Source organism: Cupriavidus sp. YR651 (assembly GCF_900101625.1).
Classification (GTDB): Bacteria; Pseudomonadota; Gammaproteobacteria; order Burkholderiales; family Burkholderiaceae; genus Cupriavidus.
In genome coordinates, this window is the sequence record NZ_FMYZ01000006.1 from 258,113 (window position 1) to 284,902 (window position 26,790).

Here is a 26,790-nt window from a genome sequence, read left to right on the forward strand (position 1 = left end):
TTGTGGGGGAAACTTCCTGGGATGGCAGTAACAAAATGTATCGTTTTGCAAGAAGTTGAAAGGACTGCAAGCAAAAATACGGCGTTTTAACCACTTTTGTTTGCTTCTCGCATCTTCTTCGCCACTCCACGCAGCCGTTTCTGAGCGTGTAATTGTTAAGACAATGCGCGGCTAGCGTACTGAATGCATTACGTTTTTTCCGATACCAAAATACGCATTCCCCACTTTCGGGGGATAAAGAAATTCCGATTTCTGATTTTGTGTTCGGTAGCGCATTCATCGTTACGTTTAGAAACGGTTGGTGCGCTGGATGGACCGCTTTTCACCTGCCGGCCGACCTGAGCGCTGATGTAGGTACGGGACATCGGCCCCGTATACACTTGCGCGGTTCCCGCACTTTCCGCCGACGCACATGGCCATCGATCCCCAGATTCTTGCCTACTATCGCCGCATGGCCGACCAATTTGCCGGTCTGCCCGTGCCCATTGATGCGCCCGCGCGCCGTGCGAGGTTCGAAGAAGTGGCCGCGCAATCCGTCCTTCCGAATCCCGAGGGCATGGTCGTCGAGAATCTCGAGATCCCCGTACCAGACGGCAAGCTCCCGGTCCGCCTGTTTCGGCCGGCCGGCGTGGACCGCCCCCGCCTGATCGTCTATTTCCACGGTGGTGGTTGGGTTGTGGGCTCTCCGCAGACCCACCACACGGTCGCCGCATTGCTTGCCGCCGATACCGGTTGCGTGGTGGCCAGTGTCGACTATCGCCTGGCGCCCGAGTTCGCATTCCCAACCCCCTGCAACGATGCCATTGCCGCAGTGCGCTGGTTGGCCGACGCACGCGGACAACTCGGCGTCGCACCCGGATTCCTGGCCGTGGCCGGCGACAGCGCCGGTGGCCATCTCGCCGCCATCGCTGCGCGAGACGTCAACACAAAGTCCGACACGCCGGTCGTCAACGCCCAGTTGCTGATCTATCCGGTGACGGCACCTGTGCTGACCACCGAAAGCTACCGCGCCTTTGCCGATGGCCCCGGCCTGACACGCGATGAAATGGCGTGGTTCTGGACCCAGTTCATCGGTGCCGATGAATTGGCGCGTGGTGCGGACCAGACCGACGCGCGGATCCACCTGATGGCCGAGGTGCCGACCCAGTTGCCGCCGGCCACTGTCGTGCTGGTGGCGGCAAACGACGTACTGCGCGACGACGGCCTGGCCTACGCTGATTTCCTGGTGCGCCATGACGCGCCGGTCATCACGATCGAGGCCAGTGGCATGACGCACGGCTTTGCCCGTCTCCAGCCGGATGCACCGCGTGCGCGCGAGTGGATGCGGCGCGCCGCGGATGCGTTCGTCAGCATTTTCGACGACGCGTAACGCGCCACTGACTCATATCATCGACATCGGCCCGCCGCTCCCCGTGAGCCGGCGGGCATCCCTTAGAATGGCGGTCTTACGAGGATGACCATGACCGCATTGCAGAACGACACATTCCTGCGCGCGTTGCGCCGGCAACCGACCGAGTACACACCGCTCTGGCTGATGCGCCAGGCGGGTCGCTACCTGCCCGAGTACAACGCCACGCGCGCCCGGGCCGGCAGTTTCCTGGGGCTGGCCAAGAATCCGGCCTATGCCACCGAAGTGACGCTGCAACCGCTGGACCGTTACCCGCTGGACGCCGCGATCCTGTTCTCGGACATTCTCACCGTGCCGGACGCCATGGGCCTCGGCCTGTCGTTCGCGCAGGGCGAAGGCCCGCGCTTTGCACACCCGCTGCGCACGGAGGCCGACGTGGCGAAGCTGGCCGTGCCCGACATGGGTGAACTCCAGTACGTATTCGACGCCGTCGCGGAGATCCGCCGCGCACTTGTGCAAGACGGCCGCCAGCGAGTGCCCCTGATCGGCTTCTCCGGCAGCCCGTGGACGCTGGCCTGCTACATGGTGGAAGGCGGCGGCTCGGACGACTTCCGCACGGTCAAGGCGATGATGTACGGCCGGCCGGACCTGATGCACCGCATCCTGGACATCAACGCGCAGGCGGTATCCGCGTACCTGAATGCCCAGATCGACGCCGGCGCCCAGGCCGTCATGATTTTCGATACCTGGGGTGGCGCGCTGGCCGACGGGATGTACCAGACGTTCTCGCTGGACTACATGCGCCGCGTGCTCGCCGGCCTGAAGCGCGAGCACGACGGCCAGCACATCCCCGTCATCGTCTTTACCAAGGGCGGCGGGATCTGGCTGGAACAAATCGCAGAAACCGGACCGGATGCAATCGGCCTGGACTGGACCGTGAATCTGACGCAGGCCCGCCAGAGGACCGGTGGCCGCGTCGCGCTGCAAGGCAACATCGACCCGACAGTGCTGTTTGCGCCCGAGGCCGCCATCCGGGCGCAAGTACGTGGCGTGCTGGACAGTTACGCAGCCGGTGGGGGCAGCGATGGGCACATCTTCAACCTCGGCCACGGTATTTCACAGTTCACGCCCCCGGAGAGCGTCGCGGTCCTGGTGGACGAGGTTCACGGCTACAGCCGCAAGCTTCGGGCCGCCTGACGTCAGTGGCTGCCTGGAGCGCCGATTTTCCCCGCGCCGCAGCGATCCGGTTGGCTGTACGCGCCTGTGCCGCGGGAGGCGCGCCGGGATCCCTGTCAAGTAAACTATTTTGCGTTTTTTCGCCAAAAAGGTGCCAGGCGCTTGCTGTCAAGGCTTGACTTATGCACACCGATAGGTTTGCGGCAGTGCACGAGCGGGTAACCCCTTAACTCAGTTGGGGGGGTGTTTGCAAGTCATTGATTCATAAGACTTTGAATCTTCTGCAACGGACGTTGCGAGCGCGATAAAACCCTTGATCTGCGCGCCTTGGCGGGAAGTTGGCGCGACTTTTCAACAAAGTTATCCACAGGCATGGCGACGGACGTGGAAAACCATTCATGGATCATCGACTTAGGGTCACATTTGAAGTTTTACTTTAAGTTGATGTTGCGCCGCACACAGAGCCTCCGCGCCAAGTCGCCCCGCCGCCGCATGCACAACGAATGCGCAACCGCAGTGCACCACTCAGGGGGCTGCCGATGACCACCGGACAGCCTGCGGCTGTGGCGAATACGTTACAGACAACAACCCCCGTGACGCGGCCTGAGCAATCGTTCACGGTCGCGCGGGTCGCATTGGATACCCCGGCCGACGACTGTTTCGATTACCTCGCCGACGAACCCGTCACCCCAGGCCAGCTGGTCGTCGTGCCGTTCGGCCGCCGTCATCTGGTCGGGGTTGTGATTGAACTGGCCACATCCTCCGATGTGCCCGTCGACCGCCTCCGCCCGCTGGCCGGCCGGCTCGACTGGCTGACGCCGGTGAGTGCGGAATGGATCGCGCTGGCCCGATTCGCAGCCCGCTACTACCACCGACGTCTTGGCGAGGTGATCCTGCCGTCGCTGCCGCCATCGCTGCGTGAATCCGACACGTGGGATCGCCTCGGCCAGCGCGCGCAGACCACGCAGTACCGGGTACGCCCGGGGCAGGCCGAGGCGCTCCTGGCCGCCGCGCCAGCGCGCGCCCGCACCGTCCACGCACTGGCGCAGGCGCTGGAGGCGACGGACAGCTGGATCGACTTGGCCGATGCGCGCGAACTATGCACCGCTGCGCCGGCGAGGCTGGCCGAATGGGTGGAGTCCGGCTGGGTGGAATCCGGCAACGTCGCCCGGCCGCTCCTGGAAATCGTGCCGGATCAGGCGCCGTCCGTGGCGCCGCCGCTCCATGACGAGCAACGCCAGGCCGTGGCCGCCATCGAAGCGGCGGACGGATTCGCGGCGTTCCTGCTGCATGGTGTGACCGGCAGTGGCAAGACCGAGGTCTATCTGCATGCGACGGCCGGCATCCTGGCGGCCGACCCCGCCGCGCAGGTTCTGATGCTGGTGCCTGAAATCAATCTCACGCCGCAACTGCAGGCGCGCATCGCCGCGCGCTTCCCCCAGTGGCCGCTGGCCGTGCTGCACAGCGGACTGGCGGATCAGGAGCGCAGCCTGCAATGGCTGGCCGCACATCGCGGCGAGGCTCGCATCGTGCTGGGCACACGGATGGCCGTGATGGCCTCGATGCCGCAGCTCAGCCTGATTGTCGTCGATGAAGAGCACGACACGTCATATAAGCAGCAGGAGGGCCTGCGCTATTCCGCGCGCGATCTCGCTGTGTGGCGTGCGAACCAGTTGAAGATTCCGATCGTGCTGGGTTCGGCGACGCCGTCGATGGAAACCTGGTATCGCGCGGAGCAGGGGGCGTACCGCAAGCTCGTGCTGCGCGAACGCGCACAGGCGGATGCCGCGCTGCCGGTGGTGAGGCTTGTCGACCTGAACCACGAGCGCCAGCGCCAGCGGCCACTCTACGAAGGCCTGTCGGTGCCCCTGATCGATGCGATCCAGCAGCGGCTGGATCGCGGGCAGCAAAGCCTGCTGTTCCTGAACCGGCGCGGCTATGCGCCCGTCATCGCCTGCGACAGTTGCGGCTGGCTGTCAGGATGCCCGCGCTGCTCCGCGTACATGGTGCTGCACCGGCCCGAGCGCCGGCTGCGTTGCCACCATTGCGGCCTGGAATCCCCGGTGCCGCATCACTGCCCGGATTGCGGCAATGTCGATATTGCGCCACTCGGGCGCGGCACGCAGCGGATCGAAGAAGCACTGGCCGCACGTTTTCCACAGGCCCGCATCGCCCGGATCGACGCCGATTCGACCCGTCGCAAGGGTAGCGCCCAGGCCATGTTCGACGATGTCCACGCGGGGGAAGTCGATATCCTCGTCGGCACCCAGATGGTCGCCAAGGGCCACGACTTCCAGCGTGTGACGCTGGTTGGCATCGTCCATCCCGACGCGGCGATGTTCAGTCACGACTTCCGCGCGGCCGAGCACCTCTTCGCATCGCTGATGCAGGTTTCCGGCCGGGCGGGCAGGGCGGGGCTGGCCGGCGAAGTGCTGATCCAGACCCGCTATCCGGACGCCCCCGCATTGCAGGCCCTTGCCCGGCATGACTATGATGGATTCGCCGCCAGCCAGTTGCGCGAGCGGCGCCAGGCCGGGTTGCCCCCGTTCGCGTACCAGGTGCTGGTCACCGCCGAGCACGGGCAACTGGAACGTGCGCTGGCGTTCCTGCTGGCTGCACGCGAGCAGGCCGATTCGTGCGCGATGGCGCCAGAGGTGCAACTGCACGATCCCGTGCCGATGTCGATGGTGCGGATTTTCAACAAGGAGCGCGCCCAGATGCTGGTGGAGGCGGGTGCGCGTCCCGTACTGCAACGTTTTGTCAGCGAGTGGGTGCAAACATTCGATCAGGTTGCCGCGCAGGTCAAGGGCGTGCGCTGGCAACTGGAAATCGATCCGTTGCGGATTTGACGGATGCGTGGAATGTGGCGTGTGTGCAACCGTTGCACCATCGCCGTGCTAAGGGGTTGCACTAGGTTGCACCTTTTGATTTGCCGAGAGTAAGATCGCGCCAGCCCCGGAAGCTGTGGGACCCTGCGCGCCCGTTGCGTGCCGGTAGAACCCGCTGCCTTTCCCGCCTTACGGAGAATTGCTCGCATGGCCACCACTACCCTCGGCGTCAAGCTCGACGACGCGTCGCGAGACCGCCTCAAGCGCGTCGCCCAATCCATCGACCGCACGCCGCACTGGCTTATCAAGCAGGCGATCTTCACGTACCTGGAACAAGTCGAGCGCGGCCACCTGCCGCACGAAGCGGGTCCGGGCGCCACGTCGGAGACCGACGCCGCCGATGCCGGCGAGATGACGCAGGGCGATGCCGCACCGCAGCCATTCCTCGAATTCGCGCAGAGCATCCAGCCACAGTCCGTGCTGCGCGCGGCGATCACCTCGGCCTACCGTCGCCCGGAAACCGAGTGCGTGCCAGTGTTGCTCGAGCAGGCCCGCCTGCCCCAGATCCAGGGGGAAGCCGCTATCAAGATGGCGAAGACGCTGGCCCAGCGCCTGCGTGAACAAAAGGTAGGTACTGGTCGCGAAGGACTGGTGCAGGGCCTGATCCAGGAATTCTCGCTGTCGTCGCAGGAAGGCGTGGCGCTGATGTGCCTGGCCGAGGCGTTGCTGCGGATCCCCGACAAGGCCACGCGCGATGCGCTGATCCGCGACAAGATCAGCGGCGCCAACTGGCAGTCGCACCTGGGCCAGAGCCCGTCGCTGTTCGTCAATGCCGCCACCTGGGGCCTGCTGCTGACCGGCAAGCTGGTGGCGACCCATACGGAAGCCGGCCTGTCGAAGGCGCTGACCCGCATCATCGGCAAGGGCGGCGAGCCGCTGATCCGCAAGGGCGTGGACATGGCGATGCGCCTGATGGGCGAACAGTTCGTGACCGGCGAGACGATCTCCGAGGCGCTCGCCAACGCGCGCAAGTACGAAGCCGAAGGCTTTCGCTATTCCTACGACATGCTGGGCGAGGCCGCGATGACCGAAGCCGATGCCCGGCGCTACCTGGCATCGTACGAGCAGGCCATCCACGCGATCGGCCAGGCCTCGCGCGGTCGTGGCATCTACGAAGGCCCCGGCATCTCGATCAAGCTGTCGGCGCTGCACCCGCGCTACAGCCGCGCGCAACATGAACGCGTGGTCACCGAGCTCTACGCCCGCCTGAAGTCCCTGACCTTGCTGGCCCGCCAGTACGACATCGGCATCAATATCGATGCCGAGGAAGCCGACCGCCTGGAAATCTCGCTGGATCTGCTGGAGCGCCTGTGCTTCGAGCCCGAGCTGGCCGGCTGGAACGGCATCGGTTTCGTGGTGCAGGGCTACCAGAAGCGTTGCCCGTTCGTGATCGACTACCTGATCGACCTGGCACGCCGCAGCCGCCATCGCCTGATGATCCGCCTGGTCAAGGGCGCCTACTGGGATAGCGAAATCAAGCGCGGCCAGGTGGATGGGCTGGAGGGCTACCCGGTCTACACGCGCAAGGTCTATACGGATGTGTCGTACCTCGCCTGCGCGCGCAAGCTGCTGTCCGTGCCGGACGCGATTTATCCACAGTTCGCCACGCACAACGCACACACCCTGTCGGCCATCTACCAGATTGCCGGCCACAGCTACTATCCCGGCCAGTACGAGTTCCAGTGCCTGCACGGCATGGGCGAGCCGCTGTATGACCAGGTCGTCGGCCCCGTGGCGGACGGCAAGTTCAACCGCCCGTGCCGCATCTACGCACCCGTGGGTACGCACGAGACGCTGCTGGCGTACCTGGTGCGCCGTCTGCTGGAGAACGGCGCCAACACGTCCTTCGTGAACCGCATTGCCGACGACACGATCTCGCTCGACGAGCTCGTCGCCGACCCGGTTGCCGTGGTCGAGGCGATGCATCGCGACGAAGGCGTGCTCGGCCAACCCCACCCCCGCATTCCGCAACCGCGCGGGCTGTACGGCAAGTCGCGCGCCAATTCGGCCGGTATCGATCTGTCGAACGAGCATCGCCTGGCGTCGCTCTCGTCGGCCTTGCTGGCCGGCACCAGCGACACCGTGCGCGCCGAGCCGCTGCTGGGCGCCGAGGTGCCACGCGCCGACGCCGTGTTCGCACCAGTACTGAACCCGGCCGATCACCGCGACGTGGTGGGCCAGGTCAGCGAAGCGACGCCCGCCGAGATCGAGGCCGCGCTGGCCGCCGCCGTCAACGTGGCGCCGATCTGGCAGGCCACGCCGCCCGAGGTCCGCGCCGCCGCGCTGGAACGCGCCGCCGACCTGATGGAAGCGCAGATGCAGTCCCTGATGGGCACGATCATGCGCGAGGCCGGCAAGACGTTCTCCAACGCCATCGCCGAAGTCCGCGAGGCCGTGGACTTCCTGCGCTACTACGCCGTGCAGGTGCGCGAGACCTTCTCCAACGACACCCATCGCCCGCTGGGCCCGGTGGTCTGCATCAGCCCGTGGAACTTCCCGCTGGCGATCTTCACCGGTCAGGTGGCCGCCGCGCTGGCCGCCGGCAATCCGGTGCTGGCCAAGCCGGCCGAACAGACCCCGCTGATCGCCGCGCAGGCCGTGCGCCTGCTGCGCGAAGCCGGCGTGCCGGCCGGTGCCGTGCAGCTGCTGCCGGGCCGTGGCGAAACCGTCGGCGCGATGCTGGTGGGCGATGCGCGCGTCAAGGGCGTGATGTTCACGGGCTCCACCGAAGTCGCGCGGCTGTTGCAACGCAACGTCGCCGGCCGGCTGGACGCCGCGGGCCGGCCGATCCCGTTGATCGCCGAGACCGGCGGCCAGAACGCCATGATCGTCGATTCGTCGGCGCTCGCCGAACAGGTCGTGGGCGACGTCGTCTCGTCGGCGTTCGATTCCGCCGGCCAGCGCTGCTCCGCGCTGCGCGTGCTGTGTCTGCAGGAAGACGTGGCGGACCGCATCCTGGAAATGCTCAAGGGCGCAATGGGCGAACTGACGCTGGCCAACCCGGATCGCCTGTCGACCGACGTGGGCCCGGTGATCGACGAAGAAGCGCGCGGCAACATCGTCCGCCACATCGAGGCGATGCGCGCCAAGGGCCGTCGTGTCCACCAGGCCGACGCCGACGCCGCGCAATCGGCCGCCTGCCGTCACGGCACCTTCGTGCCGCCGACGCTGATCGAACTGGACAGCCTCGAGGAACTGCAGCGCGAGGTCTTCGGTCCGGTGCTGCACGTGGTGCGATACCCGCGCGCGGCCCTCGACACGATGATCGGCCAGATCAACGGCACCGGCTACGGCCTGACGCTGGGTATCCATACGCGGATCGATGAAACCATCGCCCATATCGTCAACCGCGCCCACGTGGGCAACCTGTATGTGAACCGGAATATCGTCGGCGCCGTGGTGGGCGTGCAGCCGTTCGGCGGCGAAGGCCTGTCCGGCACCGGCCCCAAGGCGGGCGGCCCGCTGTACCTGCACCGCCTGCTGTCGGTCTGCCCGCAGGACGCCGTGGTGCGGGTGGTGCGCGCGGCGGATGTCGCCGGGGGCACGGCGCCCGCGCCGCAAGCCCCGCTCTCGCCGGAACTGGCGGCCCTCAAGACCTGGGCCCAGGGCAACAGCCCGGAGCTGGCCGCCGCCTGTGACCGCTTTGCCGCCGCCAGCCCGTCCGGCCTGTCCGTGACGCTGCCCGGCCCGACCGGGGAGCGCAACACCTATTCCCTGCTGCCGCGCGAGCGCGTGCTGTGCCTGGCCCAGCAGGAAGCCGACCTGGCCGTGCAACTGGCCGCGGTATTGGCTGTGGGCGCGGAGGCGTTGTGGCCGGACACCACACTGGCAAAGAGCCTGTTGGCGCGGCTGCCCCAGGCAGTACAATCGCGCGTCCGCCTGGTCACCGACTGGATGGCCGCGGACACCGGCATCGACGCGGTGCTGCATCACGGCGATTCCGACCAGCTTCGTACCGTCTGCGAACAGGTGGCGACGCGGCCCGGTCCGATTGTCGGCGTGCAGGGGCTCGCCCACGGTGAACCGAATGTTGCGCTGGAGCGTTTGTTGATCGAGCGTTCGCTGTCCGTCAATACGGCGGCGGCGGGCGGCAATGCAAGTCTGATGACGATCGGCTGAGTCCAACCCGGCTGACGTGTCATCGAAGTGCGTGGCGGGGGCCGGCGATCCTGACCCCGTCGCGCAACCCAGGAACGGAGCGGTGCTGCCAACGCCGACCCGCAAAAATGCCGACACCGGCACCATATGGCACCCTATGGGACCCAAGGAGAACTGATGAGCTCGACATTCCAAAAGACGGCCATGACCGTTGCCATGGCCTTCGCCGGCCTGACCACCGCCTCGGCCGCATTCGCGCAGGCACAGGAAATCAAGCTGGGCTTTGCCGCCCCGATGACCGGCGGCCAGGCCCAGTACGGCAAGGACATGCAGAACGGCGTTGTCCTCGCCATCGAGGACATGAACGCCACCAAGCCGAAGATCGGCGGCAAGGATGTCAAGTTCGTGCTGGTCTCCGAAGACGACCAGGCCGATCCGAAGACCGGTTCCGTGGTGGCCCAGAAGCTGGTGGATTCCGGCATCCAGGGCATGCTCGGTCACTTCAACTCGGGCACCAGCATCCCGGCGTCGATGGTCTACAACCGCGCCGGCATTCCGCAGATCGCCATGGCGACCGCGCCCGAGTACACCAAGCAAGGCTTCAAGACCACGTTCCGCATGATGACCTCCGACACCCAGCAGGGTTCGGTGATCGGCGCCTTCGTGGTGAAGAAGCTGGGTGCCAAGAACATCGCCATCGTCGATGACCGCACCGCCTACGGCCAGGGCCTGGCAGACGAGTTCGAGAAGGCCGCCAAGGCCGCCGGCGGCAAGATCGTGCGCCGCGAGTTCACCAACGACAAGGCGGTGGACTTCAAGGCCGTGCTGACCAACATCAAGCGCAGCAACCCGGACGTGATCTTCTACGGCGGCGCCGAGACGCAGTCGGCCCCGATGGCCAAGCAGGTCAAGGAACTGGGTCTGAAGTCCCCGCTGGTGTCGGGCGAAATGTCCAAGACCGACAACTTCCTGAAGCTGGCCGGCAACGCTGCCGACGGCACCGTGGTGTCGCTGGCCGGCCTGCCGCTGGACCAGATGCCGGGTGGCTCGGCGTACGAGAAGAAGTACGAGAAGCGCTTCGGCAGCAAGGTGCAGACCTACTCGCCGTACGCCTATGACGGCGCCACGGCCATGATGACCGCCATGATCAAGGCCGGTTCGGCCGACCCGGCGCGTTACCTGCCGGTGCTGGCCGCAACCAGCATGCAGGGCGTGACGACCAAGACGCTGGCCTATGACGCCCGTGGCGACCTGAAGGACGGCGGCATCACCGTCTACAAGGTCGTGGACGGCAAGTGGACCGTGCTGGAAACCGTCGGCGGCAAGTAAGCCGGCCGACATCAGGCCCGCCGACTGGCTTTCCTCCGGTCGGCGCGGTTGCAGAACTGACGCCACCCCGCGGGGTGGCGTTTTTTTGGGCGCGGCCGCCACACACGCCGTGGAGCAGCCGACGTCGCGCTCCGCAACCGGAATCACACCGGTTTTTCCCCCTGTTTTCTCCATGGTGCGACGCGGCGATGGCGCATAATCCCGCCTTTGCATATTTCCAGAAGGAGCCGTCCGTGCAGGAAGTCCGTTACGAGCACGCGATCGCGCTAGCCAACGCGGAGCGCTATGACGAGGCGCTGCGGATTGCCGACCAGCTCTGGGAGGCCCACCCCGAAGTCGTGGACTATGCCGCGCTGCGCGCGCAATTGCACGCCGATCGCGGGGATACGCCGGCCGCGCTGACCACGCTCGACGAGGCGATGGCCAAGCTCTCGTCCCTGCCGCTGGAGCCCGTCCACCGCTGGGCGTCGCGCGGCGCGCTGGCGCATCTCTACGGCACACTGCTGATGCGCGCGGGCCGGGATACCGAGGCCCTGCCATGGCTGCATGAGGCTTCGCGGCGCAACGGACTGGCTTCCGGGGAATGGGCCGCGCACTTCTACGCCGGCTTTGTTGCCTTCCGTCTCAACGATTTCCCGCTGGCCGGCCGCTACTGGCACGACCTGCTGTATCGCGCGCCCGACCTTGGCGCCTCGGACATCCTGCCACTCGTGCAGGACTACGTCGTGCGCGCCGATGCCGCCGGCCAGCTCGGCGAGCCGCTGCTGCGCATTTGCCTCGGTCGGATCGCGCTGGATTCCCCGGAATTGCTCGATCTCACGCCCGAAGCCGGCGATGCGCTGGCGGCCGCGCAGGCCGAGCGTGTGCTGGCCGAGCAAGCCGACCATCCCGAAGCGCGCCGGCTGCGCGCGCCCCTGCGGCTGGGCAGTGATCGCGCCGGAGCACTCGATGACCTCGCCACCTATCTTCGCCAGCGCCCGGACCCGCAGGCACAGGTACGCGAACTGACCTGGCGCCACCAGGCCAACGCGTCCGCCGCACCCGGCACACCCGTGCCGCCGCCGGCGTGGAGCAGCTTTGCCATGACCGCCGACGCCGATGACGGCGCGGCGTACTTCCACGCGGCTACCGCGCTCGGCGCATTCATCGACGAGGTGCCGCAATCCGAGGCCACGCTCAAGCCGGTGATGGAGTTGGCCTGCCGCAAGGGTCTGGAGCGCTTCGAGGCGTACTTCGCCACGGGCGAGGGGGATGCGGACGGGCACGGCGGCAACGCCGATCCGCACCTCTACTCGATGCTGTGCCGCCTGCTGGCGCGCACGATGCCGGCGGACGCCACGCACCTCGACGAAAAGATCGCACTGCATCGGCAGGGCATGGTGGCCAGCGATTTCATCGACCACTGGATCGACCTGCTTGATGCCTATGCGTCAGCGGGCCAGCCCCAGCAGGTGGTGGATCTGGCCGGCCAGGTGCTGAACCGCTACCCGGTGGAGCGCAACCCGGCGGATGTGACCTGGGCGTTCAGCCGTCTGGTGGCGGCATGGGGTGCCATCGGCGGGCGGGAGCCGACCGAATCCGCCAGCGCCGCGCTCACGCATATGGACGCGCGGCTGGATGCGCTGCCGGTCGAGGCACGCAGTGAAGCCGCCCACGCGATGGCCCATGCGCGCGCGCACTACGCGGCGCTGTTGCAGTCCGGCATGGCGACGATGGACGAACACGACAAGACCGACGCGACGGCGGAGCTGGAGACGCTGCAGCGCCGCGCCTTGCTGGTGGAGGACGCGTGGCTGTTCAACCGCTTTGGCCAGATCTGGCGCGACCTCGGCGATACCGAACGCGCGCTGCCGTTGTTCGATCAGGCCGTGTCGCTGACGGAAGGCGACCCCGCCGACCAGGCGCCGCCGCGCGTGCAGCGGGCGAAGCTCTACGTCGCCGCGGAGCGCTTTCCCGAAGCCCTGACGGATTTCCAGATGGCCCTGGCCGCGCGGGATGACTGGGACGCCGAGACGTATCTCAATGCGGTGCAGGCGGCACTGGGCATGGGGCAGCGCGAGACTGCCCTGGCGTGGTTCGAGCGCGCCCGCGCGCAAGGTGCCGAGACGGGTCGCACGCGGGGACTCCATGCCAAGGTCGAGGCCGGCCTGAAGGCGACGCGTCCGAAATGGAAGCTGTGGGGCGTATAGCGCGCATGGTGATCCGGACGGGGCGGCAAGGCCCGCCCCGATTCTGAATTTTGAAAGTCCTACAAAAACGCCATCCCGGGAGATGGCGTTTTTTATTTTGATTTGACGAATGTTGCCGGCACATTGCAAGCAGTGTCGGACAAACCCCGACACGGAAATGCAAGTGCTTCCGTTACCATGTCGGCCATGAATGGATTGAGCCAACTATTTCCCTCCTTGCCGCTGGCGCCGGGCGGCCTGTTCTGGGTGGGTCTCGCGCTGGTGGGCGCGGGCCTGGCCGGAGAGGTCTGTCGCCGCTGGCTGGGCTGCCCGCGCATCGTCGGCTACGCCGTGATTGGACTGTTCGCCGGCATGCTCGGCCGCAGCATCGTCGACGAGAACATGATTGCGCAGACGCGCATCCTGATCGACATGGCGCTGGCGCTGGCGTTGTTTGAACTCGGCCACCGCCTGTCGCTGTCCTGGCTGCGCGCCAACCGCTGGCTATTGTTTACGAGCGCGGCCGAGAGCCTGCTGACGTGGGGCCTGGTGTCCACGGTCCTGCAATGGCTCGGGGCGTCGCCCGGCGTCGCGATCCTCGCGGGCGGGATCGCGGTCAGCACCTCGCCGACGATCGTGCTGCAGCTCAAGAATGAGCTGCGCGCCGAAGGCCAGGTCACCGAGCGCCTGATGGCGATGTCGGCGCTGAACAGCATCTACGCGGCGGCGATCGTGCAGGTGGCCACCGGCTGGCTCCACTCGGAATATGGCAACCTGGGCGCCGCATTGCTGCATCCGTTGTACCTGCTGGTGGGTTCGTGCCTGCTGGCATGGGTGGTCGGCAAGCTGGGACATGCGCTCTATGCGCGGATGTCCGCCGACGATCACTACAGTTTCCTGGTGCTGGTGGGGCTCGTGCTGTTCACGCTGGCACTGACCCGCGTCCTAAAATTGTCCATGCCGCTGACGCTGATGCTGGCGGGCGTGGTCTTCAAGCATCAGGATCGTCAGCCGCACGTGTGGCCCACGCACTTCGGCAGCGCGGGCAGCTTGCTGATCATTGTGATGGTGGTGTCGCTGGGCCTGCCGCTGACCGCGCGTGACTGGGTGATCGGCGGCTCACTGGCCGTCGCGCTGGTGGTGCTGCGTCATGTGGCCAAGCTGGTGGGCGTGGTGTCGCTCGGATCGTTCTCGGGCCTGAGCCTGCGCCAGTGCATGGCGCTGGGCCTGGCGCTGGCGCCGATGTCCGGCCTGGCCTACCTGCTCATGAGCGATGTGGCCCGGCTGTATCCGGGCACGGGCGCGCCGCTGACGTCGATCATCCTGTGCGCGCTGGCCATCGAACAACTGCTGGGCCCGATCATCGCGGCCTGGGCGCTGCGCTACGCAGGCGAGGCGCGCGAAAATGGAGGAGGGCGCTGATGTCGCTCGAACCGTTCAAGCACTCGGAGGCGCTGACCTTCGGCGTCGAGCTGGAACTGCAGCTCGTCAACCGGCACGACTACGACCTCGCGCCGTTTGCGCCGGACCTGCTGCGTGCGCTCAAGGGAGCGCAGCATGCCGGTGACATCAAGCCCGAGATCAGCCCGTCAATGATCGAGATCAGCACCGGCATCTGCCACGACTATGCGCAGGCGCTGGAAGAGCTGACCGTCATGCGTGACCTGATGGTCAATGCATCGCGGTCCCTGAATCTTGGTATTTGCGGCGGCGGCACGCACCCGTTCCAGCAATGGTCGGATCGCACGATTTCCGACTCGCCGCGCTACCAGTACATCTCCGAACTCTACGGCTACCTCGCCAAGCAGTTCACGGTGTTCGGCCAGCACGTGCACATCGGCTGCCCCAGCGCGGACGAGTCGCTGTTCCTGTTGCATGCCATCGGCCGCTACGTGCCGCATTTCATTGCGCTGGCGGCCTCGTCACCCTATGTGCAGGGCGTGGATACCGGTTTCGCGTCGGCGCGCCTGAATTCGGTGGCGGCCTTCCCGATGAGCGGGCGCGCGCCGCACGTGCTGACGTGGGACGCCTTCACGGCGTACTTCAACAAGATGCGCAACACGGGCGTGATCGAGAGCATGAAGGACTTCTACTGGGATATCCGTCCCAAACCGGAGTTCGGCACGATCGAGGTGCGCGTGATGGACACGCCGCTCACGGTGCAGCGCGCTTGCGATATCGCCGCCTACATCCAGGCGCTGGCGCGCTATCTGTTGCTGTCGCGTCCCTTCATGCCGCAGGAGGACGACTACCTCGTCTACACGTTCAACCGCTTCCAGGCGTGCCGCTTCGGGCTGGAGGGCGAGTACGTGCATCCGAACGAACTCACGCGCATGCCGATTGCCGATCACATCCTGTCGATCTGCGATGCGCTGGTGCCACATGCGGAAGCATTGGGGTCGCTGCCGGCGCTGGCCAACATCCGGGCGCTGGCGTCCAGCCGTGACAACGATGCGCATTGGGTTCGCACGGTGGACGCCGATGCGCACAGCCTGCGCGAGACCGTGCGGCGGACGTGCGAAAGCTGGGAGTCCTGACGGCAGACAGCGCCCGTGGTGCTACGCCGGATAGACGGGCTCGCAGCGCACATCGGTCCTGACCGAGTTCGCGATGAAGCAGGCGTCATGGGCCGCGTGGTGCAGGTGGTCGATATCTTCGCGCGTCGGCCGAAGCGGGCCGGAGAACACGACGTCCGGACGCAGCGTGACCACGGTCATGGCCATGCGGCCTTCGGCGTTCTTTTCCATCCGGCCGGTCGCCTTGTCCTCATAGCGATCGACGCAGAAGCGCTGCTTTGCCGCCAGCGACAGAAACCACAGCATGTGGCACGCCGACAGCGAGGCGATAAACGCCTCCTCGGGATCCACCGCGTTCGCGTCGGACATCGGCAGCGGCACCACGTGGGGCGATGACGACCCGGGCACCTCGATGCCGCCGTCGAAGCGCAGCAGATGCCTGCGGCTGTAGCGGTTGCCGAGGAAGTCCTCTTCGTTGCGTTGCCACAGGACTTCGGCGGTGTACTCGGACATGCGTGTGACTCCGTTTTGACAGGAAAGGATTCCGCGCGGTCACGCGCCGTGCGGCACGCTTTCGCCATCCCGGCCGGTGACGAGCCCGAGGCGCTGGTTGGCCGGCACGGCCACGTCGATCATCTTCGGGCGCGGCAGGTTCAGCCCGCGCATCATCGTGATGAATTCGTCGCGCGTGCGGCCGGCCACGCGGCTGTTGTGCGCGCGCTCATGGCCGATGGTGGATTCGGTGCGGCCCTTGTAGTCGTGCGCCGGGTAGACGCGCGTATCGTCGGGCAACCGGAAAAGCTTCTGCGTCAGGCTGTCGAACAGCGTGCCGGCGTCGCCGGACTGGAAATCGGTGCGGCCGCAACCGTCGATCAGCAAGGCGTCGCCGGTAAAGATGCGCCGGACCACGCCGTCTGGCGTTGGCTCTTCCCAGAGATAGCTCATGCTGCCGGCCGTGTGGCCCGGCGTGTGGATCGCGCGCAGGACCTGATTGCCGAATGTGACGGTGTCGCCGTCGATCAGTTGTTTCTGCGCGGGCTTGATGTCGCAGCCCGATGGCGCCGCGGTGTGAGCGCCGGTCTGCACGGCAAGGCGGCCTGCCGAGGTGATGTGGTCCGCGTGCGCGTGAGTTTCGATCACCCATTTCAGCCGGACACCGGCGTCCGCCAGCACGGCCAGGTCGCGGTCGTATTGCCGGTCGACGGGGTCGATCAGCAAGCCTTCGCGCGTATCGGCATCGACCAGCAGGTAGGTGAAGGTGGACGACGTCTCGTCGAACAGCTGATGGAAGGTCTGCATGGCCGTTTTCTTTTTGGCAAACCGGGGGTGTCGCCAATGATACGCCGGCCCGGAGGCACAATCGAGTGCGTCAGCACTCCACGATATTCACGGCCAGCCCGCCCCGCGCCGTCTCCTTGTACTTGGTTTTCATGTCCGCGCCCGTTTCCCGCATCGTCTTGATGACGGAATCGAGCGAGACATAGTGTGTGCCGTCGCCGCGCAACGCCATGCGCGACGCGTTGACCGCCTTCACCGACGCCATCGCATTGCGTTCGATGCACGGAATCTGGACCAGGCCGCCCACCGGGTCGCAGGTCAATCCGAGGTTGTGCTCCATACCGATCTCGGCGGCGTTCTCGACCTGTTCCGGCGTGCCGCCAAGCACCGCCGTCAGCGCGCCCGCCGCCATCGAGCAGGCCACGCCCACTTCTCCCTGGCAGCCGACCTCGGCGCCCGAAATCGACGCGTTGAGCTTGTACAGCAGGCCGATTGCGCCCGCCGTCAGCAGGAAATCGACGACGCCCTCGCGGCTGGCGCCGGGCACGAAGCGGTCGTAGTAGTGCAGCACCGCAGGAATAATGCCCGCGGCGCCGTTGGTCGGCGCGGTGACCACGCGGCCACCGGCGGCGTTTTCCTCGTTGACCGCAATCGCATAGAGATTGACCCAGTCCATCACGGACAGCGGATCGGACAGCGTGCGCTCGGCGCGCTCGGTCAGGCTGCGGTAGAGCTCCGGAGCGCGGCGGCGAACCTTGAACGGCCCCGGCAGCACGCCATCGGTACGGCAACCACGCACCACGCAGCGCTGCATCACATCCCAGATGTGCAGCAGGCCGTCGGTGACTTCGTTCTCGGGTCGCCACGCGAGCTCGTTTTCCATCATCAGGCGGGCGATGGATTTGCCGCTGGCATGCGCCATTTCCAGCATCGCCCGTCCGCTGCGGAACGGGTGGGGCAGTTGCTGCTCGGCGGCCAGCACGTGCGTATTGGGGGCCCCGGCCGTGACGACGAAACCACCGCCGACGGAGAGATAGCGTGCCTCGCGCAACGATGCGCCGCTGGTGTCGTAGGCGTGGAACTTCATCCCGTTGGGATGCTCGGCCAAGGCTTCGCGACGATAGAACGCAATGTGATCGCGCTCGACAAATGGCACGGCATGCTTGCCCAGCAGCGAGAGCGTCCGGCTGGCGCGCAGGGCGGCCAGCTTGCCGTCAATCGCGTCCGGGTCGACGGTGTCGGGCGTCTCGCCCATCAGGCCCAGAATCACGCCCTTGTCGGTGCCGTGGCCCTTGCCGGTCGCCCCGAGCGACCCATACAGTTCCGCGCGCACGCTGGCCACTTGCGGCAGCAGGCCATCGCGCTCCAGCCCGTGGGCAAACATCAGGGCGGCGCGCATCGGCCCCACGGTATGGGAGCTCGAGGGGCCGATACCCACCTTGAACAGATCGAAGACGCTGACAGCCACGGTGAACTCCTGGGATTGCGGTGTGGATCGGGGATCTGGATGGCGCGCCTCAGACGGAATCGTCGGAGCCGGGGTCGCCCCAGATCGATACGGCCCGGGGCGGCGGCGATACGGGTTCGGCCGGTTTCGCACGGAGCTTCACCGACACCGTGCCATCTGTTTCCAGAATGGCGAAATGCACGTCCTGCGTGCCGTCGCAGCCAGCGTGGCGCAGGATCTTGTTCAGGTCGTCGATCGAGATGCGTTCGTGCCGCATCACGTCGCGGAAAATCTTGCCGTTGTGGATCAGCACCCGGGGGCGTCCTTCGACCAGCACTTCCAGCCGTCGGCTGCGCCACGTCAGGTAGGCCAGCGCCGCATTCGCGGCAACCAGCGTCGTGGCGAGGATCAGGCCCGCGCTGACCGAGTTGTCCCCGGCATTCATGGCGTTCTGCACGGCGTTCGAAATCACCAGCAGCAGCACCAGGTCGAACGGCGTGAGCTGGCCGATCTGGCGCTTGCCCGAGAGGCGCAGCAGCGCCAGTATCGCGCCGTACACGATCAGCCCGCGCAGGACGAATTCCCACCAGGGGGCGCTGAGATTCCACATGTATGAGACCTCCGCTCAGGAGCACGCCGGACGCCGGCGCTGGCCTTCTGAGCATAGCGCGTGGGCGGCATCCGCGTGAACCGGACACCGCCCGACCAGGCGCGTCAGTCCTGAGCGTACTCGCTCATCGGCACGCAGGCGCAGAACAGGTTGCGGTCGCCATACACGTTGTCGGCACGGCCAACCGGCGGCCAGTACTTCTGCGTGCGCAGCGAGGCAACCGGATAGGCCGCTTCCTCACGCGTGTACGCCCGCGTCCACTCGTTCGCCGTGATGACGGCGGCCGTGTGCGGCGCGTTCCGGAGCGGATTGTCTTCGCGGTCGAAGCTGCCGTCCTCCACGCGCGCGATCTCGGCGCGGATGGCGATCATTGCATCGATGAAGCGGTCCAGTTCATGCAGCGCCTCGCTCTCGGTTGGCTCGATCATCAGGGTGCCCGGCACCGGGAAGCTCATCGTCGGCGCGTGGAAGCCGTAGTCCATCAGGCGCTTGGCCACATCCTCGTTGGAGATGCCCGTGCTCTTCTGCAGCGGCCGCAGGTCCAGGATGCACTCGTGCGCCACCAGGCCATGCTGACCCGCGTACAGCACCGGGTAGTACGGCGACAGGCGCCGGGCCACGTAGTTGGCGGCGAGGATCGCGTTCTCGGTGGCGGCGGTCAGGCCGGCCGATCCCATCATCGCGATGTACATCCAGGAGATCGGCAGGATGCTGGCCGAGCCGAACGGCGCGGCGGACACGCCACCGATGCCGTTGTCGTCGCGGCGATAGCCCACGCTGTCCTGGTTCGGCAGGAAATCGGCCAGATGGGCACCCACGGCCACCGGACCCACGCCCGGGCCGCCACCGCCGTGCGGAATGCAGAAGGTCTTGTGCAGGTTCAGGTGGGACACGTCGCCGCCGAACTGGCCCGGCGCGGCGGTGCCGACCATGGCGTTCATGTTGGCGCCGTCCACGTACACCTGGCCACCGTGCTGGTGCACGATGTCGCAGATCTGCTGCACACCCGCCTCGAACACGCCGTGCGTGGACGGGTACGTGATCATGATCGCGGCCAGGTTCTTGCTGTGCTGCTCGGCCTTCTTCGCCAGGTCGTCCAGGTCGACGTTGCCGTTGGCGTCGCAGGCCACCACCACCACCTTCATGCCGGCCATCTGCGCCGAAGCCGGGTTGGTGCCGTGTGCCGACGACGGGATCAGGCAGATGTCGCGATGGGACTCGCCACGGCTGGCATGGTAGGCGTGGATGATCAGCAGGCCGGCGTATTCGCCCTGCGATCCCGCGTTGGGTTGCAGGCTCACGGCGGCGTAGCCCGTGGCGGCGCACAGCATGGCCTCGAGCTGGTCGATCATCTCGCGGTAGCCCACGGTCTGGTCCAGCGGCGCGAACGGGTGAATCTTGCTGAATTCGGGCCACGTCACGGGGATCATCTCGCTCGTGGCGTTGAGCTTCATCGTGCAGGAGCCCAGCGGGATCATGGTGCGGTCCAGCGCCAGATCCTTGTCGGCCAGCGAGCGCAGGTAGCGCAGCATCTCGTGCTCGGCGTGGTGCGTGTTGAACACCGGGTGCGTGAGGTAGGCGCTCTGGCGGGCCAGCGCGGCCGGGAAGCCGTCCTGCACCGAGGCCTCGGTCTTGTCGAAGTCGGGCAACGGCTTGCCGTGGGCGAAGATTTCCCACAGCGTGACGACGTCCTCGCGCGAGGCGGTCTCGTCGAGCGAGATCCCTACGCGCGTGGCGCCCGCATGACGCAGGTTGATGCCGCGCTGCGTGGCGGTGGCGTGGAACGCGTCGGTGTTAAAGCCTGTTTCCAGCGTCAGCGTGTCGAAGAACGTCGCATTCAGCGGCGTGTGGCCCAGCGCCTTCAGGCCGGCGGCCAGCGTGGCGGTCAGGCGATGCACGCGCTGCGCGATGCGCTTGAGGCCTTGCGGGCCGTGGTAGACCGCGTACATCGACGCCATCACGCCCAGCAGAACCTGGGCGGTACAGATGTTCGAGGTGGCCTTCTCGCGGCGAATGTGTTGCTCGCGCGTCTGCAGGGCCAGGCGGTAGGCCTTGTTGCCCTGCGCGTCGATGGTCACGCCGACCAGCCGGCCCGGCATCGAACGCTTGAAGTCGTCCTTCACCGCCATGTACCCGGCGTGCGGGCCGCCAAAGCCCAGCGGCACGCCAAAGCGCTGCGAGTTGCCCACGGCCACGTCGGCGCCCCATTCGCCCGGTGCGGCGATCAGGGTCAGTGCCAGCAGGTCGGCGGCGGCGACCACCAGGCCACCGGCCGCGTGCACCGCGTCGGCAATCGCGCGGTAGTCGGCCACGTCACCGTTCACGCCCGGGTATTGCAGCAGCACGCCGAACGCGTGGGCCTGCGCGGCGTCGGCGGCGGGGCCGACCTTTACCTCGATGCCCAGCGGCAGCGCGCGCGTGCGGACCACTTCCAGCGTTTGCGGCAGCACGTCGTCGGCCACGTAGAACGTGTTCGAGGCGTGCTTGTTCACGCGCTGCAGCAGCGTCATCGCCTCGGCGGCGGCGGTGCCTTCGTCGAGCATCGATGCGTTGGCGATGTCGAGGCCAGTCAGGTCGGTGACCATCTGCTGGAAGTTCAGCATCGCCTCCAGGCGGCCTTGCGAGATTTCGGGCTGGTACGGCGTGTAGGCCGTGTACCAGGCGGGGTTCTCGAAGATATTGCGCAGGATGACGCCCGGTGTGAGCGTGTTGTAGTAGCCCTGGCCGATAAAGCTCTTGAGAACCCGGTTCTTGCTGGCCAGGCCGCGCAGCCTGGCCAGCGCGGCTTCCTCGGTCAGCGGTTCGGTGAATTCGCCCAGCGGCATGCCGTCGCGGCGGCGGATGGCGGCGGGCACCACGGCATCGATCAGCGCGGCGCGGCTGTCATAGCCGAGCACCTTCAGCATGTGTTGCTGTTCGGGGCCGTCCGGGCCGATGTGGCGGGCGGCGAAGGCGTCGCGCGCCTCCAGTTCGGCCAGCGTGGGCCGTGCACCTTGGGCGGCAGCGTTCATGGGGAGCGGGGCGTTCATGGCAAGGGTCTCGTGGGTGCGTGGCGGCAGGTGGTCAGCCGTGCCGCCGCGCGGGCATCTTCAGGCGCCGTCTCCTGGCTCGGGAGCCGGCGTGGGTGCGTCCGGGCTCAGGCGCCGACGCTGGCCTTGTAGGCGTCGACGTTCATCAGGCCGTTCACGTCGTCGGCGTTGGCCGGCTTCAGCTTGAACAGCCAGGCGTCGAAGGCATTGGCGTTCACCGATTCCGGCGATGCCGTGGCGGCTTCGTTCACGGCGATGACTTCGCCGGCCACCGGGGCGTAGATGTCGGAGGCCGCCTTCACGGACTCCACCACCGCCAGCGCGTCGCCAGCGCCGACCGACTTGCCGACTTCCGGCAGTTCCAGGAAGACGATGTCGCCCAGCGCGTCTTGCGCGTGGTCGGTGATGCCGATTGTCAGCGTGCCGTCGGATTCGACGCGCACCCATTCGTGCGACTCGGTGTACTTCAGGTCAGCGGGGAAATTCATGAGGGTTCTCCGGGATGCAGTGTGTTTCTTGTTTCGGACGCCTGCCGGCTGGCCAGCCGGGCAGGCGAGATGGCGACCGTTGGGTGATGCCGGGCGGATGCCTCAGCTCACGAGTGCCTTGCCATTGCGCACAAACGGCAGTTTAACCACAGTCGCGGTCAGTTTGCGGTCACGAATCTCGACCTGTACTTCGGTGCCGGGGACAACATCGGCGGGCAGGCGGGCAAAGGCGATCGACTGGGAAAGCGAGGGGCTGAAGGTGCCGCTGGTGATCTCGCCTTCGCCGGCCGGCGTGATGACGCGCTGGTGCGCGCGCAGCACGCCGCCCTTGTCGCGCAGGATCAGGCCGGCAAATGTCTTGTGTTGTCCGCCGGCGGTCAGTGCGGGCTTGCCGACGAAGTCGCGCTCGCTCTGCAGGTCGACGGTCCAGGCCAGGCCGGCATCCAGCGGGGAGGTGTGGATGTCCATGTCCTGGCCATAAAGGTTCATGCCGGCTTCCAGGCGCAGCGTATCGCGCGCACCCAGGCCGGCCGGGCGCACGCCGGCGGCTTCCAGCTTTTCCCAGATGCCTGCGACGTTCTCCGCCGGCACCACCAGTTCAAAGCCGTCTTCGCCGGTGTAGCCGGTGCGGGCGACCATCAGCTCGCCGACGGCCGGGTCCTGCACGACCAGCGCGTTGAACGGCTTGAGCGCGTCGGCGGGCTGGGTGGACGGAAAGGCCTGATAGACCTTCTGGCGGGCGTTGGGACCTTGCACGGCGATGATCGCCAGCTTGCTGACGTCGGCCGGGGCCACGTCGCCGCGTCGCGGGGTGATGGTGACGCCGCTGCCGGTGGCGGCATTGCGGGCGCGGATCCACTCGATGTCGCCCACCGCGGTGCTGGCGTTGACCACCAGGCGGAAGCGGTCCTCGGCAAAGAAGTAGACGATCAGGTCATCGATGACGCCGCCTTTCTCGTCCAGCATGCACGAGTACAGTGCCTTGCCGGGTGTTTGCAGCTTGTCGACGTTGTTGGCCAGCAGGCCACGGAGGAAGGTGCGCGTGTTGGGGCCGGCCAGGTCGACCACGCACATGTGGGAGACGTCGAACATGCCGGCGTCGCTGCGCACGGCGTTGTGCTCTTCAATCTGGGAGCCGTAGTTGACCGGCATGTCCCAGCCGCCAAAATCGACCATGCGGGCGCCAAGGGCGCGGTGGATGGCATTGAGGGGCGTGGCCTGGAGCGTCATGGAATTCCTTCGGGGGCTCTCGCGGTTCGGAAACCGTGGTTCGAAAACGAAAAAAGGGTCATCCGCCGCATCGCTCGGTCACAATAATGTGCAACCAAGCCGCTGCGGCGGATGACCCCTCTGTCCTCGATACCTGAGAGATTACAAGGCTCGCGCCTCGTGCGCCCCTTCGGTGGACATGCTCACCATGCGGTTAGGCAATGGCGGATGTCGCTCTCCAGAGTGCGGCATGCATTGTGTGCATGTTGCATGCCGATCCGACCAGTCCATGGTGCCTGAGAGTTTTCGGGTGATACCCCTTCGGCGGCGCAGTCGCTGCGCGCTCTCCCGGTCGGATGCGCGAGAATGTACGGGACCGGTTTGCCTTTGTCAAACGGCGAAACGCGCGGCGGGTTCCGCGGCGCCGTGTCCCACGTATGCGGCATCTGCCGCAAGGCGGAGTGGCGTCGAAGCGGCGGGCTGTGCGCCAGGCTCACCCCGCCGGTCCGGCCTCGCCGCGCAGTCTTCCCTCAGTCACCCGCCCCTCTGTAATTCCTGCCGGCCGTGCGTAATCGCTACGTCCGGCAACTTCACGATTGCCGGAATCAGCGGTCCTTGGTGACGACGTTACCCACCACGCCACCCACCGCCGCGCCGCCGACGGTGCCCAGTGCGCTACCGTTGGTCAGCGCCGCGCCGCCCAGGGCGCCCACGCCCGCGCCGATCGCGGTGTTGCGTTGCTTGGGCGTCATGTCCGCGCAGCCGCCAAAGGCAACCAGCGTGACGCCGATCAGGGTGACTTTCGACAAGGTTCGCAGCGTGCTCATGATGGCCTCCAATGTGTTGAACTTGCCATCCGCGCCGACCGTGGGCCCGCGCGGCCATGACTCAGAGAGGCAAACTCCATGCCCCGGCGGCCGCGACTTACGAAGTGTTACCTCGGTGAGTCTGTTCCCCCCGAAAGAGCCCGTTGCTTGTCCGCTATCGGTCACCGGCGGGCTGGGCATCGCGTGTTAACATCGTCGGCTTTCGCGTACCACCTGCTGCGTGCGCCATCCGGCACCTCGCCCTTGCTCCTTCCCGCCCCCATGACCCACGGACTCAACGCCGCCCAATCCGAAGCCGTCCGCTATCTGGACGGACCCTGCCTGGTGCTGGCCGGCGCGGGCTCGGGCAAGACGCGGGTGATCACGCAGAAGATCGCGCACCTGATCGAGGACAAGGGCTTCGAGCCGCGCCACATTGCCGCCGTCACCTTCACCAACAAGGCGGCCAAGGAAATGCAGGAGCGGATTGCCAAGCTGATGGAGGGCAAGACCACGCGCGAGGGCAAGCGCATTCCGCTCAAGCAATTGACGGTCTGCACGTTCCACTCGCTCGGCGTGCAGATCCTGCGCATGGAAGCCGAGCATGTGGGCCTGAAGCCGCAGTTCTCGATCATGGATTCCGACGACTGCTTCGGGCTGGTGCAGGAACAACTCGGCACGACCGACAAGAAGCTGATCCGCAGCGTGCAGAGCACGATCTCGCTGTGGAAGAACGGCATGATCGATCCCGAGACCGCGCTCGCGCAGGCCGCCAATGCCGACGAGCACCAGGCCGCGATGGTGTATCGCAACTACGTGGCCACGCTGCATGCCTACCAGGCCGTGGACTTCGACGACCTGATCCGCCTGCCCGCCGAACTCTTCGCGCGCGATGAAACCGTGCGGCTGAAGTGGCAGAACCGACTGCGCTACTTCCTCGTCGACGAATACCAGGACACCAATGCCTGCCAGTACCAGTTGCTCAAGCAACTTGCCGGCGGGTCGCACCTGCGTGCGCCGGCGTTCACGGCCGTGGGGGACGACGACCAGGCGATCTACGGCTGGCGCGGCGCCACGCTGGACAATCTGCGCCTGCTGCAGACTGATTTTCCCGCCCTCAAGGTCGTCAAGCTGGAGCAGAACTATCGCTCCACGGTGCGCATCCTGGAAGCCGCCAACGCGGTCATCGCCAACAATCCCAAGCTGTTCGACAAGAAGCTCTGGTCGGAGCACGGCATGGGCGATCCGATTGCGATTCACCCCATGAATGACGAGGAACACGAGGCCGAGTCCGTCGTGTTCCGCCTGTCCGCGCACAAGTTCGAGCGGCGCGCGCAGTTTCGCGATTACGCGATCCTGTATCGCGGCAACCATCAGGCGCGGCTGTTCGAGCAGATCCTGCGGCGCGAGCGCATTCCGTATGTGCTGTCGGGAGGCCAGAGCTTCTTCGACAAGGCCGAGATCAAGGACATCTGCGCCTACCTGCGGCTGATCGCCAATCCGGACGATGATCCCGCCTTCATCCGCGCCATCACCACGCCGCGGCGTGGCGTGGGCAATACCACGCTGGAGGCGCTCGGCACGTTCGCCGGCCAGGCCAAGGTGTCGCTGTTCGAGGCCGCGATGATGGGCGGCATCGAAGGCAAGCTGCAGCCGCGCCAGCTGGAACCGCTGCGCGTGTTCTGCGAGTCGATGGTGCGGCTGGCCGACCGCGCGGCCAAGGATCCGGCGACCGTGGTCCTGGATGACCTGATGGCGGGCATCCACTACGAGGCCTACCTGTACGACACCTTCGACGAACGCCAGGCGCAGTCGCGCTGGACCAACGCGCTGGAGTTCCTGGACTGGCTCAAGCGCAAGGGCACCCGGCCGGAGCCGGAGGGCGAAGGCGAAGTCACGGGGTTCGACAATGCCGACGGCTTTGGCGACGAAGGCAAGAACCTGCTGGAGCTGACGCAAACGGTGGCGCTGATGAGCATGCTGGAAGGCCGCGAGGAAGATCCGGACGCGGTGCGCTTGTCCACGCTGCATGCCTCCAAGGGCCTGGAGTATCCGCATGTATTCCTGGTGGGCGTGGAGGAGGGCATCCTGCCCCACGCGCGCGAAGACGAGGACATGAGCGACGAGAAGATCGAGGAAGAGCGCCGGCTGATGTACGTGGGCATCACGCGCGCCCAGCGCAGCCTGCAGATCAGCTGGTGCAGGAAGCGCAAGCGCGCGCGGGAAACATATTCGTGCGAGCCGTCGCGCTTCATTGGCGAGATGAAGCTGGAGGAAGCGCCCGCCCCGAAGGACGAGACCCCCGCCATGAGCCCGAAGGACCGGCTGGCCGGACTCAAGGCGCTGCTCGGCACCGCTGGCAAGACCGCGCCGGGCTGAGGTGAACGCCGGCAGCGCGAC

17 protein-coding genes and 2 riboswitches are annotated in these 26,790 nt (G+C 66.5%); of the genes, 9 read left to right on the top strand and 8 right to left on the bottom strand.

Annotation, left to right across the window (positions count from 1 at the left end):
- Positions 1–412: 412 nt before the first annotated feature.
- The 8 genes from BLR29_RS18450 to BLR29_RS18485 all read left to right on the top strand — a co-directional run bounded on the left by BLR29_RS18450 (position 413) and on the right by BLR29_RS18485 (position 15,544).
- Positions 413–1,369, top strand: coding sequence for an alpha/beta hydrolase (locus BLR29_RS18450; RefSeq protein ID WP_092138478.1), 957 nt, complete (start codon positions 413–415; stop codon positions 1,367–1,369).
- A 90-nt stretch (positions 1,370–1,459) separates the two neighbouring features.
- Positions 1,460–2,545, top strand: coding sequence for a uroporphyrinogen decarboxylase (gene hemE, locus BLR29_RS18455; RefSeq protein ID WP_092138479.1), 1,086 nt, complete (start codon positions 1,460–1,462; stop codon positions 2,543–2,545).
- A 518-nt stretch (positions 2,546–3,063) separates the two neighbouring features.
- On the top strand, positions 3,064–5,373 hold the full coding sequence (locus tag BLR29_RS18460; protein ID WP_092138480.1) for a primosomal protein N': 2,310 nt from the start codon (positions 3,064–3,066) through the stop codon (positions 5,371–5,373).
- Positions 5,374–5,559: 186 nt separating this feature from the next.
- On the top strand, positions 5,560–9,531 hold the full coding sequence (putA, locus tag BLR29_RS18465; RefSeq protein ID WP_092138481.1) for a trifunctional transcriptional regulator/proline dehydrogenase/L-glutamate gamma-semialdehyde dehydrogenase: 3,972 nt from the start codon (positions 5,560–5,562) through the stop codon (positions 9,529–9,531).
- Positions 9,532–9,687: 156 nt separating this feature from the next.
- Complete coding sequence (locus tag BLR29_RS18470) at positions 9,688–10,839, top strand: branched-chain amino acid ABC transporter substrate-binding protein (RefSeq protein ID WP_092138482.1); 1,152 nt, start codon at positions 9,688–9,690, stop codon at positions 10,837–10,839.
- A 188-nt stretch (positions 10,840–11,027) separates the two neighbouring features.
- A complete protein-coding gene (locus BLR29_RS18475) occupies positions 11,028–13,028 on the top strand; it encodes a hypothetical protein (RefSeq protein ID WP_176860990.1) in 2,001 nt (666 codons plus the stop codon).
- Positions 13,029–13,214: 186 nt separating this feature from the next.
- Positions 13,215–14,429 carry a cation:proton antiporter gene (locus BLR29_RS18480; protein ID WP_092138626.1) on the top strand — a complete coding sequence of 405 codons (1,215 nt, stop codon included), beginning with the start codon at positions 13,215–13,217 and terminating at the stop codon, positions 14,427–14,429.
- The gene (locus BLR29_RS18485) at positions 14,429–15,544 is read left to right on the top strand and encodes a YbdK family carboxylate-amine ligase (RefSeq protein ID WP_092138483.1); all 1,116 of its coding nucleotides are present in this window, start codon (positions 14,429–14,431) and stop codon (positions 15,542–15,544) included. The genes BLR29_RS18480 and BLR29_RS18485 overlap by 1 nt, the downstream gene beginning before the upstream one ends.
- A 21-nt stretch (positions 15,545–15,565) precedes the next feature.
- Here the strand turns inward: BLR29_RS18485 and BLR29_RS18490 are convergent, their stop codons facing one another.
- The 8 genes from BLR29_RS18490 to BLR29_RS18525 all read right to left on the bottom strand — a co-directional run bounded on the left by BLR29_RS18490 (position 15,566) and on the right by BLR29_RS18525 (position 24,411).
- Positions 15,566–16,036 carry an OsmC family protein gene (locus BLR29_RS18490; RefSeq protein WP_092138484.1) on the bottom strand — a complete coding sequence of 157 codons (471 nt, stop codon included), beginning with the start codon at positions 16,034–16,036 and terminating at the stop codon, positions 15,566–15,568.
- 39 nt (positions 16,037–16,075) lie between these two features.
- Positions 16,076–16,822 (bottom strand): MBL fold metallo-hydrolase, encoded by a 747-nt coding sequence (locus BLR29_RS18495; protein ID WP_092138485.1) that lies wholly within the window; start codon positions 16,820–16,822, stop codon positions 16,076–16,078.
- 70 nt (positions 16,823–16,892) lie between these two features.
- Positions 16,893–18,269: an L-serine ammonia-lyase gene (locus BLR29_RS18500; RefSeq protein WP_092138486.1), complete on the bottom strand. Its 1,377-nt coding sequence runs from the start codon at positions 18,267–18,269 to the stop codon at positions 16,893–16,895.
- Between the two features lie 49 nt (positions 18,270–18,318).
- Entirely contained in the window at positions 18,319–18,858 is a 540-nt protein-coding gene (locus BLR29_RS18505; protein ID WP_092138487.1) for a DUF421 domain-containing protein, read from the bottom strand.
- A gap of 104 nt (positions 18,859–18,962) precedes the next feature.
- Entirely contained in the window at positions 18,963–21,887 is a 2,925-nt protein-coding gene (gene gcvP / locus BLR29_RS18510; protein WP_092138488.1) for an aminomethyl-transferring glycine dehydrogenase, read from the bottom strand.
- Between the two features lie 107 nt (positions 21,888–21,994).
- A complete protein-coding gene (gcvH, locus tag BLR29_RS18515) occupies positions 21,995–22,375 on the bottom strand; it encodes a glycine cleavage system protein GcvH (RefSeq protein WP_092138489.1) in 381 nt (126 codons plus the stop codon).
- Between the two features lie 102 nt (positions 22,376–22,477).
- Positions 22,478–23,605: a glycine cleavage system aminomethyltransferase GcvT gene (gcvT, locus tag BLR29_RS18520; protein WP_092138490.1), complete on the bottom strand. Its 1,128-nt coding sequence runs from the start codon at positions 23,603–23,605 to the stop codon at positions 22,478–22,480.
- Between the two features lie 110 nt (positions 23,606–23,715).
- Positions 23,716–23,836, bottom strand: a riboswitch (glycine riboswitch).
- Between the two features lie 21 nt (positions 23,837–23,857).
- A riboswitch (glycine riboswitch) is annotated at positions 23,858–23,945 on the bottom strand.
- Between the two features lie 244 nt (positions 23,946–24,189).
- Positions 24,190–24,411 carry a glycine zipper 2TM domain-containing protein gene (locus BLR29_RS18525; protein WP_092138491.1) on the bottom strand — a complete coding sequence of 74 codons (222 nt, stop codon included), beginning with the start codon at positions 24,409–24,411 and terminating at the stop codon, positions 24,190–24,192.
- 261 nt (positions 24,412–24,672) lie between these two features.
- On the opposite strand from BLR29_RS18525, the gene BLR29_RS18530 reads away from it, so the two are divergent.
- The gene (locus BLR29_RS18530; RefSeq protein ID WP_092138492.1) at positions 24,673–26,769 is read left to right on the top strand and encodes a UvrD-helicase domain-containing protein; all 2,097 of its coding nucleotides are present in this window, start codon (positions 24,673–24,675) and stop codon (positions 26,767–26,769) included.
- The last annotated feature ends 21 nt before the right edge of the window (positions 26,770–26,790 follow it).

Bases quoted from the DNA above. Each gene is read 5' to 3' on its own strand.
- BLR29_RS18450 (WP_092138478.1), top strand. From the start codon at position 413: ATGGCCATCGATCCCCAGATTCTTGCCTACTATCGCCGCATGGCCGAC.
- hemE (WP_092138479.1), top strand. From the start codon at position 1,460: ATGACCGCATTGCAGAACGACACATTCCTGCGCGCGTTGCGCCGGCAA.
- BLR29_RS18460 (WP_092138480.1), top strand. From the start codon at position 3,064: ATGACCACCGGACAGCCTGCGGCTGTGGCGAATACGTTACAGACAACA.
- putA (WP_092138481.1), top strand. From the start codon at position 5,560: ATGGCCACCACTACCCTCGGCGTCAAGCTCGACGACGCGTCGCGAGAC.
- BLR29_RS18470 (WP_092138482.1), top strand. From the start codon at position 9,688: ATGAGCTCGACATTCCAAAAGACGGCCATGACCGTTGCCATGGCCTTC.
- BLR29_RS18475 (WP_176860990.1), top strand. From the start codon at position 11,028: ATGGCGCATAATCCCGCCTTTGCATATTTCCAGAAGGAGCCGTCCGTG.
- BLR29_RS18480 (WP_092138626.1), top strand. From the start codon at position 13,215: ATGAATGGATTGAGCCAACTATTTCCCTCCTTGCCGCTGGCGCCGGGC.
- BLR29_RS18485 (WP_092138483.1), top strand. From the start codon at position 14,429: ATGTCGCTCGAACCGTTCAAGCACTCGGAGGCGCTGACCTTCGGCGTC.
- BLR29_RS18490 (WP_092138484.1), bottom strand. From the start codon at position 16,036: ATGTCCGAGTACACCGCCGAAGTCCTGTGGCAACGCAACGAAGAGGAC.
- BLR29_RS18495 (WP_092138485.1), bottom strand. From the start codon at position 16,822: ATGCAGACCTTCCATCAGCTGTTCGACGAGACGTCGTCCACCTTCACC.
- BLR29_RS18505 (WP_092138487.1), bottom strand. From the start codon at position 18,858: ATGTGGAATCTCAGCGCCCCCTGGTGGGAATTCGTCCTGCGCGGGCTG.
- gcvP (WP_092138488.1), bottom strand. From the start codon at position 21,887: ATGAACGCCCCGCTCCCCATGAACGCTGCCGCCCAAGGTGCACGGCCC.
- gcvH (WP_092138489.1), bottom strand. From the start codon at position 22,375: ATGAATTTCCCCGCTGACCTGAAGTACACCGAGTCGCACGAATGGGTG.
- gcvT (WP_092138490.1), bottom strand. From the start codon at position 23,605: ATGACGCTCCAGGCCACGCCCCTCAATGCCATCCACCGCGCCCTTGGC.
- BLR29_RS18525 (WP_092138491.1), bottom strand. From the start codon at position 24,411: ATGAGCACGCTGCGAACCTTGTCGAAAGTCACCCTGATCGGCGTCACG.
- BLR29_RS18530 (WP_092138492.1), top strand. From the start codon at position 24,673: ATGACCCACGGACTCAACGCCGCCCAATCCGAAGCCGTCCGCTATCTG.